Raw genomic sequence first — 17,708 nt, forward strand, 5'->3', positions numbered from 1 at the left:
ACGTTGAAAATGGTGATACTGTGTATGAACAAGCGCTAAATGCAGGAGCCACTTCTGTAACAAAAATGACAAATTTATTTTTTGGTGACTGTGTCGGACGTGTACGCGATCCATTGGGTAACATTTGGTGGATCCAGCAACGTATTGAAGAAATCAATCACGAGGAGATGATGAACCGGGCAGGGCAAAGGGGGTATATCGAAGCCATGAGGTATGTTCAGAATTCTTTAAAACTGTAAGCTTATAAAGACCGCTCCATACCATTCCGAGACAACATCGAATTACGTGGCCACTGGAAACCGCCACCCACTACCTAAAAGGACAATGGACCAGGAGAAAAACGCTCCTGGTCCATTGTTCTTTATTGCTTTGCAACCATGGGGACCCAGTGGGGGGAAGGGAATTTGGTAGCAGATGACATGTGGACGGGTACTGGCATTTCAAAGGCGGTGAATTCCATAGTTCACATCAATGAATTATAAATATCTTCAGTATACTTGGTGATGGCTTCATCGTAATCTAGATACTTATATCCGAGGTTTTCTGCTACAGCTTTAGAGTATTTTCTAAATAACTCATAACAAGTAAATAAAGATTGCCACATGTTTTGGTAGCTATTCTCAGAATAAGTTGATAGTAATGCTTCCCAATCTTCAATTAGAAGGTAACGATCTATAAATTTATAGTTTTTCCCCACACTAAAGGAATAACCTTGCTCTGATCCAATTTGCCAAGCCATCATTCTCAACAAGTTAGGTCGGGCAACCTCGTTTAAATGGTCAATTGCAAACAGGATTTCTTTTCTCGCTAATCCTTTTACTACGTAAGTTGAAACCATCCAGAATTCATTGCAACAATCATCAAATTCTCTTGCAGTTGGCTTTGTAATCCAATAATGACGGTCGTCTGCAAGCAATTCATTTTTGATAAGAGTATCCTTATCAAGCAAGACTTCAACTAAACCGTCACTATTGGCAAAGTAATCCCCAACTTCATCAATTGGAATAAGTGTCAAGTCTAATTTATTACCATCTTCAAAAAGAATTATATATGAAAACCAATTCCCTAATTCTGAAGGAAAGAGCTCCATATCCTCGGGTTTTTGCATCATAGTACGATTCCCGAATATTTTAAGCCACTGATCATTTTCCTTGAAAGAATCATTTTCAGTTACAAAATAAGAAATATCATAATCTTGGAATGTATCAGTAGGAATATTTTTGTTTGTACGTGACCCTTCCAAAGTTACCAATCGGATTCTATTATCATTCATAGCAAAATCTACAAGCATATTAATCATTTCTTGGTCACTTCTCAATGTAATAGTCCTCCATTCATTTACATTTGTTCCTTAAATAATCTTTGATCCGATTTTCTATCATTTTCTCATCAAACGAGTTTGGATAAAGGATGGCGTGTAAAGATAACCCGTCGATAAAAGCATGTAAATTCATTGCTTCCATTTCGAGATCCAGAGCATCACGCAAATAGTTGTTTTGTTGAAGGATATTAAGAATGAGTTCCATAAATTCTCTGGTAGATTGATGGGTGCTGCTGCTTAAATGTTCTAAAGCCTGATCCCTCAACGCCATAAGAGAAAAGCTTAGCCACACTTCATTCTCAATCATTGGATCCTGGTCTTGATTAGAAATGAACTGCTTAAGCATGGTCACAACTCCCTCAAAAACAGGATCCCCCTTCTGAACAGACTGAACAATTCTCTCAAGTATTCTCTTTGAAAGCTGCTCCATGGAATACAAATAAATATCTTGTTGTGTTGGGAAGTAATATTGAACAGTGCCAAGTGATAAACCAGCTTCTTTTGCGATTTTCCGAATCGTTGTTTGTTCAAGTCCAACAGATTGGATAACACGGAACGTAGCATCAGCAATTAGTTCCATTTGTTTGTTGCGGGCTTCTGTTTTCGACATAAGTGTAAATTCTCCTTGCTTTTTGTAATACAATTGTATTACAATCTTTTCGGTAAGTCAATTGTATGACAAAATCGGAGGGCGTTTTTTATGGAATTTGGTTTGATAACTCTGTTCGGCATTTTCTTCTTATGTGCTGTGTTGGACACAATAAGCCCCAGTGTGCTAGGGGCAACAGCTTATATCATGCTTACCCAATCAAAAAGGAAGGGACAGCATTTATTATTGTTTTTGATTCTTACCCAGGGTGCTTATTTTATATTGGGTGTTATTTTCATGCTTGGAATCGAACCTGTGATCGATTTGTTTCAGCAGTTAAAGAAAAGCATTTTTGTAGATGTTATTTTCTTGATCGCCGGTGTGACACTTATTTATTTAAGCTTCTCATTACCGAAACTAACTAAAAGCAAAAATGATAATTTGTATGCCCGCATTTTTCGAAAACTAGGGGGAGCTTTACGTGTGAAAGTGATTGTCATGATTGCCTTTTCCGTATTTTTCATTGAAGCTACGCAAGCAGTCCCTTATTGGGCGACGTTAGGGCTGATAACCTATAATCAATTACCTATTCTTATTTGGCTGCCAACTATAGCCATTTATAATATTGTGATGGTGCTTCCATCGCTAGTTTTACTGCTTTTATATAAAATCAAACCGGGGAAGACAGAGATAAAATTAGAGGCATTCAAAAATCGACTCATGCATTCAAACGCAACCTTGTGGGCAATTGGTGGTGCAGGAGGGATATTCCTGCACTTAGGACTAAATGGAATCATTCCACATTAATGTTATTCATATGATGAAAAAATAACATTCATCCAAAGGGGATTTTGATTATCACAGGCAAATATAAATTGAATTTATACGAGTGAGTGGGGGCTTTTTTTTAAAAATATCATTGCAATATTTGCACTTATATGTGAGAATTAATGTTATATATTTAATTTAAAAATATAACGTTCGTTATATTTCTCCTCATGGGAAGGTGGTGAACAACGCAATCGGAGATCAGTAACGACAACACGAGCGGCTACATAACTGTTTTGTTTGTAAAAATGTTAAATAAACAGTATCAAAAGAAATCAGTAATCCAAGAGGAGGCAATGGAAGTGAAGGAAACAATTAACCGCCTTTGCAAGTTTTCATTATTTGCCCTGCTTATCGGAAGTCTTTTAATTAGCGTCGTATCGTCGAAGGCGATTGCACAAGATCAAACAACAAATACAGGAATTGAGTCTGAAAAAACGGACCTTGTCGATCTGCAATTACTGGGAATTACGGATTTCCACGGTTATCTCCAAGCTTATAACGACAAGTCCAACAGCCAGATCTGGTCACCGCAAGGTCAGCTTACCGTGGGTGGGGCGGTTTATAATGCAACTCACCTCAAGCAGCTCAAAGCAGGGCATGACAATTCCATCGTGCTATCAGTTGGCGATAATTTCAGCGGTTGGCCATTTGAGGTTACGGCATATCGCGACGAACCGACCGTTGAATTCCTCAACGCGATAGGCGTGGAGTTTTCTGCGGTGGGGAATCACGAGTTGGACGATTCCAAAGATTTTCTTGTTAAACATATGAAGGACGGTAAGTGTTTCGGTAAACGTGATGTGGATAGCTGTTTCACAGACTCGACTGGCGAGATGTTTCATGGCTCTGATTTTCCTTATATATCGGCAAACGTGCGTGATGCCCACTCTGGTAAGCTTATAACCAAGCCCTATATGATTAAACAAATTTCAGATGGGCATGGTGGGACTATTCCAGTAGGTTTCATTGGGTTGACGGTAACCGATACGGTGAGTGGCACGACGTCTTTTCAAGAAGGCGATCTTGTTATGGATCCACTTGTGGAGTCAGCCAACCGTTATGCTAAGGAATTACAGGATCAGGGTGTACAAGCAATCGTCGCTGTAGTCCATGAAGGGGGGACGGCAGGAGGATATTTCCAAGGCTGCTCAAACCCGAAAGGACCGGCAATAGATTTTGCTCGTGAAGCTTCAGCGGCGATTGATGTCATTTTTACAGGACACTGGCACGCATCTTTCAATTGCTCCATCGATGATCCTAATGGTAATCCTCGGCCTGTAATTGAAGGAGCAAACCATGGCAAACTGATTAGTGAAATCAACGTATCGATCGATCGGGTAAGCAAAGATATTGTGCGCAGTCGAACAATATCGATCAACCACCCCGTCACCCGGGATGTTCCAGCCGATCCAGAGATCGCCCAGATGGTATCCTATTGGGTGGAGCGCGGGAAGGAACGCTACGCTGAACCCGTAGCTGAGATAACGGGTGACTTGACACGCAGCCGTAATGGAAATGGCGAGAGCACACTTGCAGACTTGGTGGCTGACGCACATTATGCCACCGGTAAAAAAGCTTCACAGCCGGCAGATTTCGCTCTCACTGCAATTAGTCCGCTTCAAGGTGACCTGCTTTACGCGAAGGGGACAAATGCGGCAGACCAAAATGGAAGAGTTTTATTCGGTGAAATGTGGTACGCACACGGATACGGGAATCCGGTTGTCGTAGTAACTATGACCGGCAGGCAGATCGAACAAATTCTTGAGGAACAGTGGAGAATGAAGCCTGATGGTACCGAGGGTTTTTATCCTCTTGCCGTTTCGTACAATGTCCATTATTCCTTCGATCGGAGCAAACCAATGGGTCAACGCGTCGAGCCAGAGAATATCAAAGTTAAAGGTAAATCACTGGATCCAGATAAGTCTTATCGTGTTGCAGCATTGGCTTACTTGATTCGTGGGAATGACGGTTACCCTACGTTTAAAGGCTACGCTAACCCTGTTCGGGTTGAGAGCGATCATTGGGCATTCTTCGATTACTTGAAAAGCCAAGACATCATACAACAACCAGTGCTCGATCGGGTTACTTCGATTGGGCAATAAAGGAACTAAGGGATGTTATCCCTACGCCATAGCTACAGTAAGGATAAGAAAACCCAAAACATAATCGAAAAGACGACTTTCAATTCAAAAATCGAGTTGAAAGTCGTCTTTTTTTCGAAAGCCCCAACCAATCCAATTCGCAGCTTCATTTGAACCCTTTTTATTCATTTGATACTTGCGGTCTCTTCGATAGTATCCTCTAAAAGGAGGTCGTACACGGAATTGAGAATATAATCAGGTTGATAGTTTGACTGTTGGATATCCCACTTTTGTGTAACTCCTGTCAAAACCAATGCCGTGTACAATCCTGCTAGTTTACCCATCAAAATATCCGTTTCAATCCGATCGCCTGTCATTAGACATTGATCTGCATTCAATTGCAGGATCTCTAATGCAGCTTTGACCATATAAATGGACGGTTTACCGGTAATGAGTTCGATTTTCTTTCCCGTTGCTCCTTCAATAGCTCCAATCATCCCCCCGCAGTCAGGAACATCTCCTCCCTCAATCGGACAAGTTCTATCTGGATTTGTGGCAAGGACAATGGCTCCTTTTTTAATAGCTTGATAGGCAAAATCCAGATGAGAATAGTGGAAGTTGCGATCCCACGAGATGATTACGACTTCCGTTTCTTCAGGTGATACCGCGAAAGTAAAGCCCGCTTGCTTGAATTCTTCTTTGATCACTGCTTCCCCAATCACAAATATGCTACAGCCATTATAGTTTTCTTTTAAAAACCGAATAGTAACAAGTGTTGGACTCAAGATTTGATCAATCCCGATGTTTATGCCCAAATCGTTCAGTTTTGTAACATATTTCTCTCTGGTTTCAATTGTTTTATTCGTTAAAAACAAGATTTTTTTATGTCTAGATTGTAGGGATTCGATGACCTCAATTGCGCCATCAATTAAGCGATTTCCAAGATAGATCGTGCCATCCAAATCAAATATATATCCTGCGAAACTTTTCATTCAGTACCTCCCTTTATCGTACGAAAAAATAAACTTTGGGTGACTTCAACTGGTGGGGTACTCCCTAATCGGTATTGGCCTGAAGCCCCGACGAACTGATCGGCAGCTTGCCTTCATAGATATGCGACACATCGCCGAGACCTAGACAGCGGGGAACTGCCCAACGAACGGTTCGTTCTTCGAATAGGATCGTGGTGACGGAGCTCGGCGCCAGCCAAAAACCAGTCCACACGAGCGAAAGTGGTAATTCAAGTAAATGGGCGAGCCAAGCGAGGCCGAAGCCGTGATGGCAAAATATCGCAATTCGCTCTTGGTTGGACTGAATGATCTCATATTTTCCGTCTTCCCGTCTATAACCGTGCGCAAGCAAGAATCGGTCGGCATTCGTTTTGAGCATCTCGTAGTTTTTATAAAAGTCCGGTTTATCAAACGGATGACGCTGATGCCAGTCTTCACTCGAAGGCAGCGGTCTGTTCGCGCGCACCCATTCACCGTCTACGTTCCAAGCGACTCTATCTGTGCCTTTTGGTTCTGTTATGTACCAACCTTGCAGTTCGGTCATCCAAGGTTCGATAACAGGCTTAATGCCGGTTGCCTCTGCTGTATATTGCATTGTATGAAGTGCTCTGCCGAGCGGTGAGCTGTAGATGCGGTCGACGCCTTCCAGACGCAGGCGTCTTGCCAATGCTTTCGCCTCCAGATGACCCTGTTGGGTAATTGTGTTATTGTCATAATCCGGTTCCGCATGCCGGATGATCATGATGCGCATCGAATAACCCCTCACTTTATGATGATTTATACACCAAAGATTTTCTTTCTGTTCATCGTTATTATGAAACAAATAAAATATAACACTTATTCATGAATTTGGTCAATTGTTACAAGCTGAAATTCATGGGTTAAAAGCAAATGAATACTGTATATTATTAATAAATATTATTGCAAAAATGACATGTTTATGTGAAGATATGTGTTATATATGTATGTTATTAAAATAACGTTTATTATTGATTGTACTCATAGGAAAGGGGGTGAAACAACGACGGCTACATAACCAGAACAGATTGCGGCAAGATTTTCTCGATGGTCAGACATGAGCGTTACTCTTTTCGGCGAATAAGAGATTGTGAGATGGAACTTGCTAATTCGAAACACTGGACAATGAGAGGAGTATTGTTTATGCGGAAATGTTTTTTGCGGATTATACTGGCGTGTGCGTTATTCATCGGTGTTTACAGTCAAATGAATCTTGCCGGGTCGCTTGAAAACATAGCCTCGGCGGCATCAACTTTGCCGGATCTGATGATTACCGAGATCTTGGCCAATTCGAGCGCCAACGGCGGCTCGATATCTGATGAGTACGAATACGTCGAATTGAAGAATAACACATCGGGCAGTATTGATCTTGCCAACTACAAGTTTATTCTATGGCAGACGCCCACCGGGTCGGTTACCTGGAATATGACGACGAGCCAGACGATTGCAGCAGGTCAAGTACGGGTGGTATGGATCAAGAACATGTATGCACAAGGGAGGACGCTTGCCGATTTCAACACGCATTACGGTACCAATTTTTCTGGTTCGACGCTTTACACGCTAGACCTCGGTTCGTCGAACGGCGGACTTGGCAACACGGGGATTAAAAAGCTGATACTTGCAACAGATTCGGGTACTGAAGTATGTATCGCGAAGTATAACGATAGCGTGATTGATAATACGACATTGACGGAAGATACGTCGGTAGAGAACCGTAGTATCGTTTATGAATTTCCTCAGTACTTGGTAGATGGTAACAAAACGATGCGCAAGATAGACGCCAATCAGATACCTACCCCTGGTACAATCCCCTCATCGCCAAATATTTGGATCACCGAACTGATGGTGAATTCTTCTAGCCCTACAGATGCAGCAGAAGCTTTCGAATTTATTGAACTGTATAACAATACGGCGACTCCGATAGATCTTGCAGGCTATACGATTCGGTATTATTGGAATTATGCGAATTTGGCCAATTATTACGACTATAATATGACTGCGAGCAAAAATATACCAGCATTCGGCCGGATGATCGTCTGGACAAGAGGCACCCAAAGTAATGGATACACCTTGGCTCAATTCGCTGACCATTACGATTTGCCAAGCACGTACCTCACTTCGGCCAAAGTATATGAACAGACTGTTACGCAGACACAAGGCATGGGAAACGACGGACAAAAGACGGTGGAGCTCCGGACCGATGGGGGGACTGTCATTGTCTCGGCGACGTATAACGACGGTACCGCTACTCCCGCAAGCACTACGATCGATACGGCGACGGATACGAGTATTGTCTATGGCTACCCTGTGGATGGCAGCACCAAAATGCGCAAACTCGTGAACAATCAGCATCCGACTCCAAGTAATCCGTTCAATTGGTTCGGTGGACAGATGCACGATCACACCAAGTATTCCGACGATGCGTCACAAACGTCCACGAATGTGCCGCAGTCCGCTTATGCGGCGGCCAAAAACCAAAATGCCGATTATTTTGGATTGAGCGACCACTCCAATTATATCGATGGGGGCGACCCACACGTTGCGAATGGCGAGTGGGCTGATACGCGTCTGCAGGCAGACAATGCGACGGAGAAATACAAGTTCTCAGGATTTGCCGGATGGGAAATGACCTTCAACACCACAACTGCCATATGGGGACATGGAAACGGTTTCAATACGGACTGGTTTCTAGGCAGATGGGACACTGTAGGCGGACGGCAAATCCATATGCTGGATGTATGGGACGAATTGGCCAAATACCCGGAAGCCATTTTTCAATTCAATCATCCTGATGCCTATTGGGGCGATTTTGAGGATTTCGGTTATTACAACCAGGCTGCCGATGATCAAACGGCACTTATGGAATTGGTTGATGTGGTGCAAAACGGTGAGAAGTTTGACCGTTATATCCGGGCATTGGACAATGGTTGGCATGTCGCTCCATCTTGGAACGGAGACAAACATAATGAAACCTGGCTGGTGGACGACAACCGTACCGTTGCTCTGGCGGAAGCGAATACCCGAGATTCGATTATGGATGCGATTAGGGCGCGAAGAGTATATACAAGCTACGGTGATAGGGATCTGAAGGTCTTGTTCGAAATCAACGGTAAACCTATGGGTTCCCGATTGTCGAATCCTGGTACCTTGAATGTGTCAGTAATGGCGGCAGATTCAGCGAGTGACACGATTTCCAAAATTACCTTGTACGGACCTGGCGGACAAATTCTGTCCTCGCAAACGTTCAACTCGAGGATGGCTCATTACACGACGGCCATCGATCCAAAGTACAACTATTATTTTGCGAAAGTCGAACAGACCGACGGCGATTGGGCGGTAACTGCTCCGATCTGGATTACAGATGCAGCCGGAACGCAATTAACTATGAGTACACAGGCTACGACAGTCTCCGGAGTACCTGTGCAGGTCAATGCTAATGTTAAGAACACGACGGCCGGGGCGTTGTTGAACGTTTTGGTGGAGTTCTTTAAGGATGATTATAATACGCCGGCTGATAACTTCAGCAGTGCAAACAAAGTAGGCGAAGTGACGATTGGTTCGATTGCAGCAGGAAATACATCTACCGCTTCGACAACTTGGGCTCCAGCAGGCGAATCGGGAACTTACCGGATTTTGGCTAAGGTCACGGCTACGGTCGGAGGTGTGTTGAAAACCATCACTGGCGGTATTCATTTGCCAGAGTTGTATGTAACGGAAATTGTCGGCAACTCCCCCGGAAATACCGGCGTCGATGACGGCACCGGAGACTATTATGATGAGGATTACGATTTCATCGAGATTTACAACAACTCTAAAAACGATATCAACTTGAAAAATTATAAACTGAAAGATACCTATTCAGCTCCTATCGATATCACGACGGATTTTATAATCCCGGCAAAAACGGCCAGGGTGGTTTGGATCAAAAAACTAAACAGTACGAAGACGCTAGCGAATTTCAATACGGCCTACGGGACCAGCTTTACGTCCGATCAGGTGTTGCAGCTTCAATCGGACAACACGACCTATGGGCTCCGCTATAATGGTACCACTTGGATCGATCTGCTCCAGAATTCGGACGGCAAGCGAATATTCAGGGCTAAATATAACAACGGGACTAATGTAAGAGAGGTGCATGGTCCTGTGGGGACTCACGGGGCGGATGCTTCCGTAGACGGAAAGTCCGTCAAGTATAAATATCCAGTAGACGGGTCTGATTATTTGAAGAAAATGGCTGTGGGCCAATCGCCTACTCCGGGGACAGTTTCCAACGACCAGATCGCCCCGTAACGTTTGTTTGTGAAAAGCTGCTATAGATTTAGGATATAGCAGCTTTTCGGCTTCAAGCAATATTCCGCTAATTGGAGGAACGGTTATGCGCAAGCTTTTTATCACCGCAATCTTTCTTTCTCTGTTCGTCTGCCTTACAGCCTCCTCGGTTGACGCCCATGACAATGCCAATATAGGAATGTCGACATGGACATTGGAGAAAAATCAAATTTCGATTACGCTGTGGATAGAAGAGTCCTATTTCAAACAGCTTAAAGAGCTTGGCAGCGGCAAGTACCGGTTGGAATCAGAAACGGATATGAAGCAAGTCATTCATGAAGTGATCCAGCCGTACACGGAAAGCAAGATATCAGTTCGAATCAACGAAACCCAATATCCGGTTAAAGTAGACGGAATTCGTTTGGTCGAGAAGGAAGCGGCTCTCTATTTTGAAGTAAGTGCACACGCAGATGGCATTGTATGGAGTGAAGACGAGAATAAAGTAAAATTCGAGTATCGGTTCCTGATGGACGAGTCGAAAAATTTGCATGCAAATGTGGCTGAGGTGATCATTCCCGGCTCGCACGGCGGAATCCAACATATTTTCACATCGTCTACCCCCGTATGGGAGGGGGCTGTAAAGCGGGCTTTATTTGTCGACAGATCGACGGTATCGCCTGCTGATGTTAGTGCTGACCCGATAACAATTGCAGATCCCGGAGTCCCGGGAATGAAGGACCGTTCTGTGGAGGGAACGCCTCTTTGGAGGAGTGCATTTTCCTTTGTTCTTTTAGGCATCAAACATATTTTAATCGGCTACGACCATATTTTGTTTTTGCTGGCATTGCTTGTGGTCGGTCTTACTTTCAAGGGAGCAGTTCGCATCATTACGTCCTTTACTATCGCGCATAGCATTACTTTATTTCTAGCGGCAACAGGGATCGTTTCACTCCGTACCTACTTTGTCGAATCTGCTATTGCTTTGTCAATTTGCTGGTTGGCCTATGAAAATATCGTTCGGAAGAGAGTGATCGATCGCTGGCGGATCACATTCGTATTCGGACTCATTCACGGATTCGGTTTCGCCAATGTTTTGCAAACGTTCCTTGTGGCTAAATCCACACTCCTAATCTCGGTAGTCTTTTTTAATGTAGGGGTGGAAATCGGGCAGTGCATCATTTTTCTTGTTGTCCTGCCGGTTATGATTTTGGCCCACAAGAAACTTGAGGCGAGGAAATTAACAGTAGCTGTTTCATTTGTCATTATGGCTTTCGGTTTATTTTGGTTATTGGAGCGGTTGGGCGGGTACCAATTGTAGAGGATTTGAAGGTATGTTAAGTGGAGGGAGTTGTAAGATGTTTAGTCGCATCGATTGTTTGCGAGGGATCTACTTTGCTCTTTTTTTTCTACTCTCAAGCATGATTGCTTCATCCGGTAATGCGTATGCGCATCCGCTGCTTCTCAGTAAATCAGAGTGGACACTGACTGAGAATCAGATAGAGGTCGAAATTCTAATAGACAAATACCTCGCCATGCGTCTTGCGTATATTAGTGAGGCGGAAGCGAAGCTCATCGAAGATAAGAAAATTTCGGAATATGTCCCTCCCATTCAGCCTTTTGTAGATAAAGAGATATCGGTGTGGGTTAATGGAACCCGGTTACCGCTGCGCCTAAAGGCAACTGAAGATACGGTTTCCGCCGGCATTCCGTGCTTGTCTATACGATTTACGACAGGGGATATCGGTGCTGTTGCAGGTGAGATGCTTATTAAAGTCGAATTCGGGCTTTTTTTTCAAATAACCGACAACGCACACATGAACATTGCCCATTTTATGTTTCCATCCCATCCGGAGATGGAGGAACGTATGAATTTTACGGCTGAAAAGATGAAATGGGAAGGAAAGATGGCGCCTCGTACAAAGATCGTCTTGGCTGTCGACAGCCCTTACTTATACGTAAATGATCGCAAACAACAGCTGGATCCCCATAGTGAGGATACGACACCGCTGCTGATAAACGAAAGGGTGTTATTGCCTATCCGGTCCATTATCGAGGCGCTTGGCGGCACTGTGGCTTGGAATGAAGATGATCGTAAAGTGAGCATTCGTTTGGAAGCCGCTCAAATCGATCTTTGGATAGACAATTACACCGCATCGATCAATGGGATAGAAACGGATTCTGAGGAGCCGCCACGAATTATTAACGGGAATGCATATTTGCCGATAAGATTTATTGCCGAAACGCTAGGCCTTCAAGTGCAATGGATTAATTCCACGCGCGAAATCATCATTTCCTATGAAGGATAACGAATTTATGATGGACTGATTCTCTCTAAAATAAGATTGGCCATCCAATCTAATATTATCCCCTTTAAGTAGACAGTGTTAAGAATCGACACTAAAGTTTACTAAGGGGGATTTTTCGTGACTGAAATGAACGTTTTAAGTCTAAATTAAACAACCTCAATCCTTTAGAATATCGGACTAAGGTTGTCTAATGATGGTTTAATGTATACTAATTGAAAATCCCAACATGAACAGTACTCTCCTTCTCACTGTCCCAATTGATGCTCTGATAGAGCTTTGTTTCGGCCGCTTCCCTTGCCTTTAAGCAGATCAAGGCACTTAATAGGCCGTCGAGCAAAGTGGATCTAGTGGCTTCGGTCCCGTTGACTACATTTATGAAGTTTTTGGCTAATATGGGATCTCCGCCGAAATGGGGTCCCTTTACTTCCAGGTTATGGGTTTCGACTCTGGAGGTATGGTGCATGTATACTTGTAACTTGTTCTTATAAAAATCGAATTCAAGTGTTCCCTTATAGCCGATAAAACGGCCCCCCCGCGCTTGGGCGTTTCTCCGAACCATGAAATTTTGCGAATAGGAGACATGCATGCCGCTCTGGTATTGAATGATTGCGGTTCCGGCATCTTCGTTGCCCGTACTGCCCGAAAAGCAGCAGTGATCGATCGGGATCTGGAACCTTGTGCTTATTTCAACACGTTCAGGACAATCCGTCTCGTCACAGGCTGAGCATCGTAATCCATCAGGCTTGTTTCCCATAAACAATTGCTTTGATTTTATCGCGCAAACGTTGCTTGGAGTTCCTCTTAGGATGGATTGTATGTAGTCCAGATCGTGGGTTGCCTTTTGCAAAAAAAGACCGCCAGTTTCCTTCTCGTCCCGATACCATTCGTGATAATAAACGCCTCCGTAGGGGACGTTATTGATCGCTTGGACATGCTCCACAGTACCGATTTTACCCGATTCTACGATTTCTTTGGCGAGTTGGACGATGGGTGTAAAGCGAAGCGGAAACGATACCACGACCGGAGTGGGGTTGTTTCTGGCTGCTGTGTGTAGCCTTTCCCAATCTTGTAGGGTGGTCGACACCGGTTTCTCAAGAAACAAAGGTATCTTTCGCTGCAGAACTTTTAGCGCCATTTCTGTGTGGGTAGAGCAGCGGGTTCCGATAAGGATGCCGTCCAACTGCTCGCTATTCAACATGGCATCCGCACTGGTGTAGAAGTGCGGGAGGGGGTGGCCGGCGCTCGCAAGCTTCTCTTTAACTCCCTCTACGTTAAGATCCGCAATGGCCGCGATCTGACAATTTGGATTGATTTTAAGCAATTCTTTGAGAAAGAGACTAATCCGATAACCGTAACCTATTATTCCTAACCTCATAGTTTCACTCCTTGATATGTTTATTAAAACTTAGTAAAAATATAACACCACGTAATTGCGTCGTCAATTAAATTAATGAAATCGAATATCAATAAACCCTTATATTATAAGGAAATAACTAGATTATATCAAAAAAGTATTGCGAAAATTCACATATTATGCGAATATTAGTGTTATAAAAATTATTTTAATAAAATAACGAAATTAAAAAATGACAAATGCAACAAGAAAGGATGGTTGATCTTATTTTGGCGAATTCTTCAGAATTGATCTCGGAACCGCTTCCATTAGTGAAACCGAAGAGGGTATCCGTTTTTGCAAAGTCGCTTCGAAAGAACTGGGATTTGTACTTGCTCATCTCACCTGTCATCGTATATTTTATCGTATTTGAATACATACCGATGTATGGCTTGCAGATCGCGTTCAAAAATTTTGTGGCTGTAAAAGGAATTATGGGCAGTCCATGGGTGGGGTTCGAGCATTTTGATCGTTTCTTTCGCAGCTATTACTTCTGGCGACTTATCAAGAACACGCTCGGCATTAGTTTATACTCCCTTGTCGTCGGATTTCCAGCACCTCTAATACTCGCATTAATGATCAATGAAGTGCGCTCAAAGCGATTTCAAAAGTTTGTACAGACGATCACATACGCTCCACACTTTCTGTCAACGGTAGTGATGGTTGGATTGATCCTTATGTTTTTGTCACCTAATAAGGGAATAATCAATCATCTGATACAGATTTTCGGGGGTCAGCCGATAGCTTTTTTGACGGAACCCGCTTGGTTCAAAAGCGTTTATGTATTTACCGGCGTCTGGCAAGGGATGGGTTGGGGTTCAATCATCTATTTGGCCGCACTTGCCGGTATTGATCCGCAGATGCATGAAGCCGCAATCATGGACGGGGCGAGTAGGATACGCAGAATTTGGCACATCAATCTCCCTTCCATCATGCCCACAATCATGATCTTGCTTATCTTGAATATGGGCCATGTGATGAGTGTAGGATTTGAGAAAGTTTTTCTCATGCAAAACAATTTGAATGTAGAAGCCTCAGACGTAATTTCTACCTATGTGTACCGTAACGGGATATTGGGTGCGCAGTACAGCTTCTCGGCTGCAGTCGGTTTATTTAATTCCGTCGTCAATTTCTTGCTTCTTCTAATAGTTAACTCCATTGCCAGAAGAGTTAAGCAAACCGCTCTCTGGTGAGAAAAGCAAATCAATTGAAAGGAGATGAAAGGAAAGGATGTACAAAGAAACGACAGCCGATCGGCTTTTCGGATTACTCGTTTATGTAGGACTGTTGATCATTGTTATCGTTGTGCTTTATCCGCTTCTATATGTTCTAAGTGCTTCTATTAGCAATCCCGAACTTGTGGTTAATGGGACAATGTGGTTGTGGCCGATGGATATTACATTGGAGGGTTACTCTAAAATATTTCACAATAAAGAAATTCTCACCGGCTACGGAAATACCATTCTGTACACGGTTGTCGGCACCGCGATCAATATCGTCATGACCATTCTCGCTGCTTATCCACTTTCGCGTAAAGATTTTGCTGGACGTGGTGTGATTACCGCCATGATCGTATTCACCATGTTTTTCAGTGGTGGGCTAATTCCCACCTACTTGTTGGTGAAGAACCTGCATATGATGAACACGATTTGGGCGCTTGTCATTCCCGGGGCCGTATCGGTATGGAACATCATTATTATGAGGACATTTTTCCAGAACGGGATACCGAACGAGATCCAGGAATCCGCTTCGATCGACGGGTGCAGCAATATAGGGATATTGTGGAGGATTGTATTGCCCTTATCTATGCCGATCATCGCCGTGTTGATCTTGTTCTACAGCGTTGGGCATTGGAACTCGTACTTTAGTGCACTCATCTACTTGACCCGTCGCAGCGATTATCCACTCCAACTCATTCTGCGGGAAATACTCGTTCAGGAAGATATGAATGAGATGCAGCAATCGGCCTTTACGATGAACATCATTTTACAGAAGGAAATTATTAAATATGCTGTCATTATCGTAGCTAACCTTCCGATCCTGATGCTATATCCATTTCTGCAAAGATATTTCGTCAAAGGCGTTCTTGTCGGTGCTATTAAGGGCTAATCAGCTTTACGGATGAAGTCCTTATTCACAATATATAATTGGAGGTTCGGAAGCATGGAAATGAGAAGGGGATATGTTGTTCTGCTAACGACCGTAATGACTGCCGGAATTCTGGCAGGATGCGGGGGCGGAGCTGACGTTAAGAAAGCCGAGGTTAAGGAAGACAAGACGATTAGCACATCGGGTTTTCCAATCGTGAAAGAGCCGATTACTCTTAAGGTTTTTGCGGGCAAATCGCCATCCGCACCGAATGATTGGAATAACGTAGAAGTATGGAAAGAGTACGCCAAAATGTCAAACATCAACATTGACTGGCAGTTGGTGCCAACAGAAAGCTTGGCCGAGAAACGCAATCTGACGTTGGCTGGCGGGGATTTACCCGACGCCTTTCATACAAGCCGATTTTCTGCTGAGGATTTGCTGAATTATGGCGGTCAGGGGTTATTCATTCCGCTCAACGATCTGATCAAAAAATACGCCCCGAATTTTCAGAAAATGATGGATCAATATCCGGAAATCAAAAAAGCAATCACCATGACAGATGGCAAGATCTACTCGCTGCCTTCGTTCTATGACCCGAGCTTTATGTCCGTCCGAACCGGATCTCAGTTATGGTTAAACAAAAAGTACCTTGACACAATGAACATGAAAGAACCGACGACTACGGAAGAATTTTATCAATATTTGAAAGCAATCAAAACGAAAGATCCGAATGGAAACGGGAAAAACGACGAAATCCCTTATGCGGCAAGCGGTTACGCCGCACTGTTGGATCATTTGAAGGGATCGTGGGGACTTGGTAACCGAGGGCTCGCGCATAGTCGTGTCGATGTGGACCCTACGACGAACAAGCTCCGTTTCATCCCGATGGATGGGCGGTACAAGGAACTGCTTGAATACATGAACAAATTGTATAAGGAAGATTTATTCGTTAAAGATATTCTTACGCTTCCCGGACCCGAATTTCTGGCTAAAGGGAAAGAAGGCAATTATGGTAGTTTCATGTATACGAACGCTAAAGTTGGCTTCAATGTTCAGCAAAACGACTACATTGGGGCGTTGGCTTTCACCGGACCGCATGGCGACCGTTTGTTCTCGCGTGCTAGACCGTCAGTCCAGGATGTGGGCAGCTTCGTCATAACGAAGAACAACAAAAATCCGGAAGCTTCTCTCCGTTGGGTCGATTACTTCTATAGCGAAGAGGGAAGTAAGATGTTCTTCCTTGGCTTTGAAGGCAAAAGCTTTGTCATGAAGAACGGCAAGGCCGAGTACGCCGATGAGATCAAACAAAATCAGGAAAATCTTAAGAAGTATGTAACATTCATGGGCGGTTATTATCCGGCTATGCTCACAGAGAAAACATTTACGGGCGGGGAAAGCGATCCCGACAACATCGCGGCAACCAAGAAGAACGAAGCTTACTGGCCGAAGGACGTATGGGGTCCGTTCAAGTACACGGCTGAGGAGCTGCCGCGGTTTAACGCGCTGAGCGCTGATATTAACAATTACGTGAACGAGATGACGACGAAATTTATCATGGGCGCGGCTCCTTTCTCGGAATGGGATACTTATACAGCTACTCTTAAGAAAATGGGAATTGAAGAATACTTAAAGATCTATACCGCGGCTGCAGATCGCTACAATAAGCCATAAACTGCTGGAGGGGTTGATCGGGTACCAGCACCGGTTAATCCCCTTTTCTGTCTATGCAGCACAAAATTTGTAGAATAATATCGTTATTTTTCTTGAACAGTAATAGTAACACTTATAACTTGCGATTC

General features: G+C 43.7%; 14 protein-coding genes. 9 read left to right on the plus strand and 5 right to left on the minus strand.

Features of this window, described 5'->3' with window-relative positions; genetic code table 11:
• Positions 1-239: VOC family protein (locus tag GC102_RS05985; RefSeq protein WP_512698985.1), on the plus strand; the 239-nt coding region annotated here is incomplete at its 5' end.
• Positions 240-463: 224 nt separating this feature from the next.
• Here GC102_RS05985 and ant(6) read toward each other — a convergent pair.
• Together ant(6) and GC102_RS05995 are read right to left on the minus strand one after the other, a co-directional pair.
• A complete protein-coding gene (gene ant(6), locus GC102_RS05990; RefSeq protein WP_171688644.1) occupies positions 464-1,318 on the minus strand; it encodes an aminoglycoside 6-adenylyltransferase in 855 nt (284 codons plus the stop codon).
• A gap of 16 nt (positions 1,319-1,334) precedes the next feature.
• The gene (locus GC102_RS05995; RefSeq protein ID WP_171688645.1) at positions 1,335-1,931 is read right to left on the minus strand and encodes a TetR/AcrR family transcriptional regulator; all 597 of its coding nucleotides are present in this window, start codon (positions 1,929-1,931) and stop codon (positions 1,335-1,337) included.
• Between the two features lie 90 nt (positions 1,932-2,021).
• On the opposite strand from GC102_RS05995, the gene GC102_RS06000 reads away from it, so the two are divergent.
• A complete protein-coding gene (locus GC102_RS06000; protein ID WP_171688646.1) occupies positions 2,022-2,717 on the plus strand; it encodes a GAP family protein in 696 nt (231 codons plus the stop codon).
• Between the two features lie 323 nt (positions 2,718-3,040).
• Positions 3,041-4,843, plus strand: coding sequence for a bifunctional metallophosphatase/5'-nucleotidase (locus GC102_RS06005; RefSeq protein WP_171688647.1), 1,803 nt, complete (start codon positions 3,041-3,043; stop codon positions 4,841-4,843).
• Positions 4,844-5,007: 164 nt separating this feature from the next.
• Here GC102_RS06005 and GC102_RS06010 read toward each other — a convergent pair whose 3' ends face one another.
• Together GC102_RS06010 and GC102_RS06015 are read right to left on the minus strand one after the other, a co-directional pair.
• Positions 5,008-5,814 (minus strand): HAD-IIA family hydrolase, encoded by an 807-nt coding sequence (locus tag GC102_RS06010; protein ID WP_171688648.1) that lies wholly within the window; start codon positions 5,812-5,814, stop codon positions 5,008-5,010.
• A 64-nt stretch (positions 5,815-5,878) separates the two neighbouring features.
• A complete protein-coding gene (locus GC102_RS06015) occupies positions 5,879-6,583 on the minus strand; it encodes a histidine phosphatase family protein (RefSeq protein ID WP_171688649.1) in 705 nt (234 codons plus the stop codon).
• A gap of 410 nt (positions 6,584-6,993) precedes the next feature.
• Between GC102_RS06015 and GC102_RS06020 the strand changes: the two genes are divergently transcribed.
• From GC102_RS06020 to GC102_RS06030, 3 genes are all read left to right on the plus strand, one after another.
• Positions 6,994-10,140, plus strand: coding sequence for a lamin tail domain-containing protein (locus GC102_RS06020; RefSeq protein WP_171688650.1), 3,147 nt, complete (start codon positions 6,994-6,996; stop codon positions 10,138-10,140).
• Positions 10,141-10,225: 85 nt separating this feature from the next.
• Positions 10,226-11,437 carry a HupE/UreJ family protein gene (locus GC102_RS06025; protein ID WP_171688651.1) on the plus strand — a complete coding sequence of 404 codons (1,212 nt, stop codon included), beginning with the start codon at positions 10,226-10,228 and terminating at the stop codon, positions 11,435-11,437.
• 37 nt (positions 11,438-11,474) lie between these two features.
• Positions 11,475-12,425: a copper amine oxidase N-terminal domain-containing protein gene (locus GC102_RS06030; RefSeq protein ID WP_171688652.1), complete on the plus strand. Its 951-nt coding sequence runs from the start codon at positions 11,475-11,477 to the stop codon at positions 12,423-12,425.
• Positions 12,426-12,633: 208 nt separating this feature from the next.
• Here GC102_RS06030 and GC102_RS06035 read toward each other — a convergent pair whose 3' ends face one another.
• Positions 12,634-13,800, minus strand: coding sequence for a Gfo/Idh/MocA family protein (locus GC102_RS06035; protein WP_171688653.1), 1,167 nt, complete (start codon positions 13,798-13,800; stop codon positions 12,634-12,636).
• Positions 13,801-14,033: 233 nt separating this feature from the next.
• Here GC102_RS06035 and GC102_RS06040 point away from each other — a divergent pair, with 233 nt between their 5' ends.
• Genes GC102_RS06040 through GC102_RS06050 form a run of 3 tightly spaced genes read left to right on the plus strand, consistent with a single transcriptional unit; the run spans position 14,034 to position 17,580 of the window.
• On the plus strand, positions 14,034-15,011 hold the full coding sequence (locus tag GC102_RS06040; RefSeq protein ID WP_171688798.1) for an ABC transporter permease: 978 nt from the start codon (positions 14,034-14,036) through the stop codon (positions 15,009-15,011).
• A gap of 37 nt (positions 15,012-15,048) precedes the next feature.
• Positions 15,049-15,927, plus strand: a complete 879-nt coding sequence (locus tag GC102_RS06045) for a carbohydrate ABC transporter permease (protein ID WP_171688654.1) — start codon at positions 15,049-15,051, stop codon at positions 15,925-15,927.
• A gap of 54 nt (positions 15,928-15,981) precedes the next feature.
• Positions 15,982-17,580 (plus strand): extracellular solute-binding protein, encoded by a 1,599-nt coding sequence (locus GC102_RS06050; RefSeq protein ID WP_246320752.1) that lies wholly within the window; start codon positions 15,982-15,984, stop codon positions 17,578-17,580.
• Positions 17,581-17,708 lie beyond the last annotated feature (128 nt).

It is taken from the genome of Paenibacillus germinis (assembly GCF_013141785.1).
GTDB classification, from domain to species: domain Bacteria; phylum Bacillota; class Bacilli; order Paenibacillales; family NBRC-103111; genus Paenibacillus_E; species Paenibacillus_E phytorum.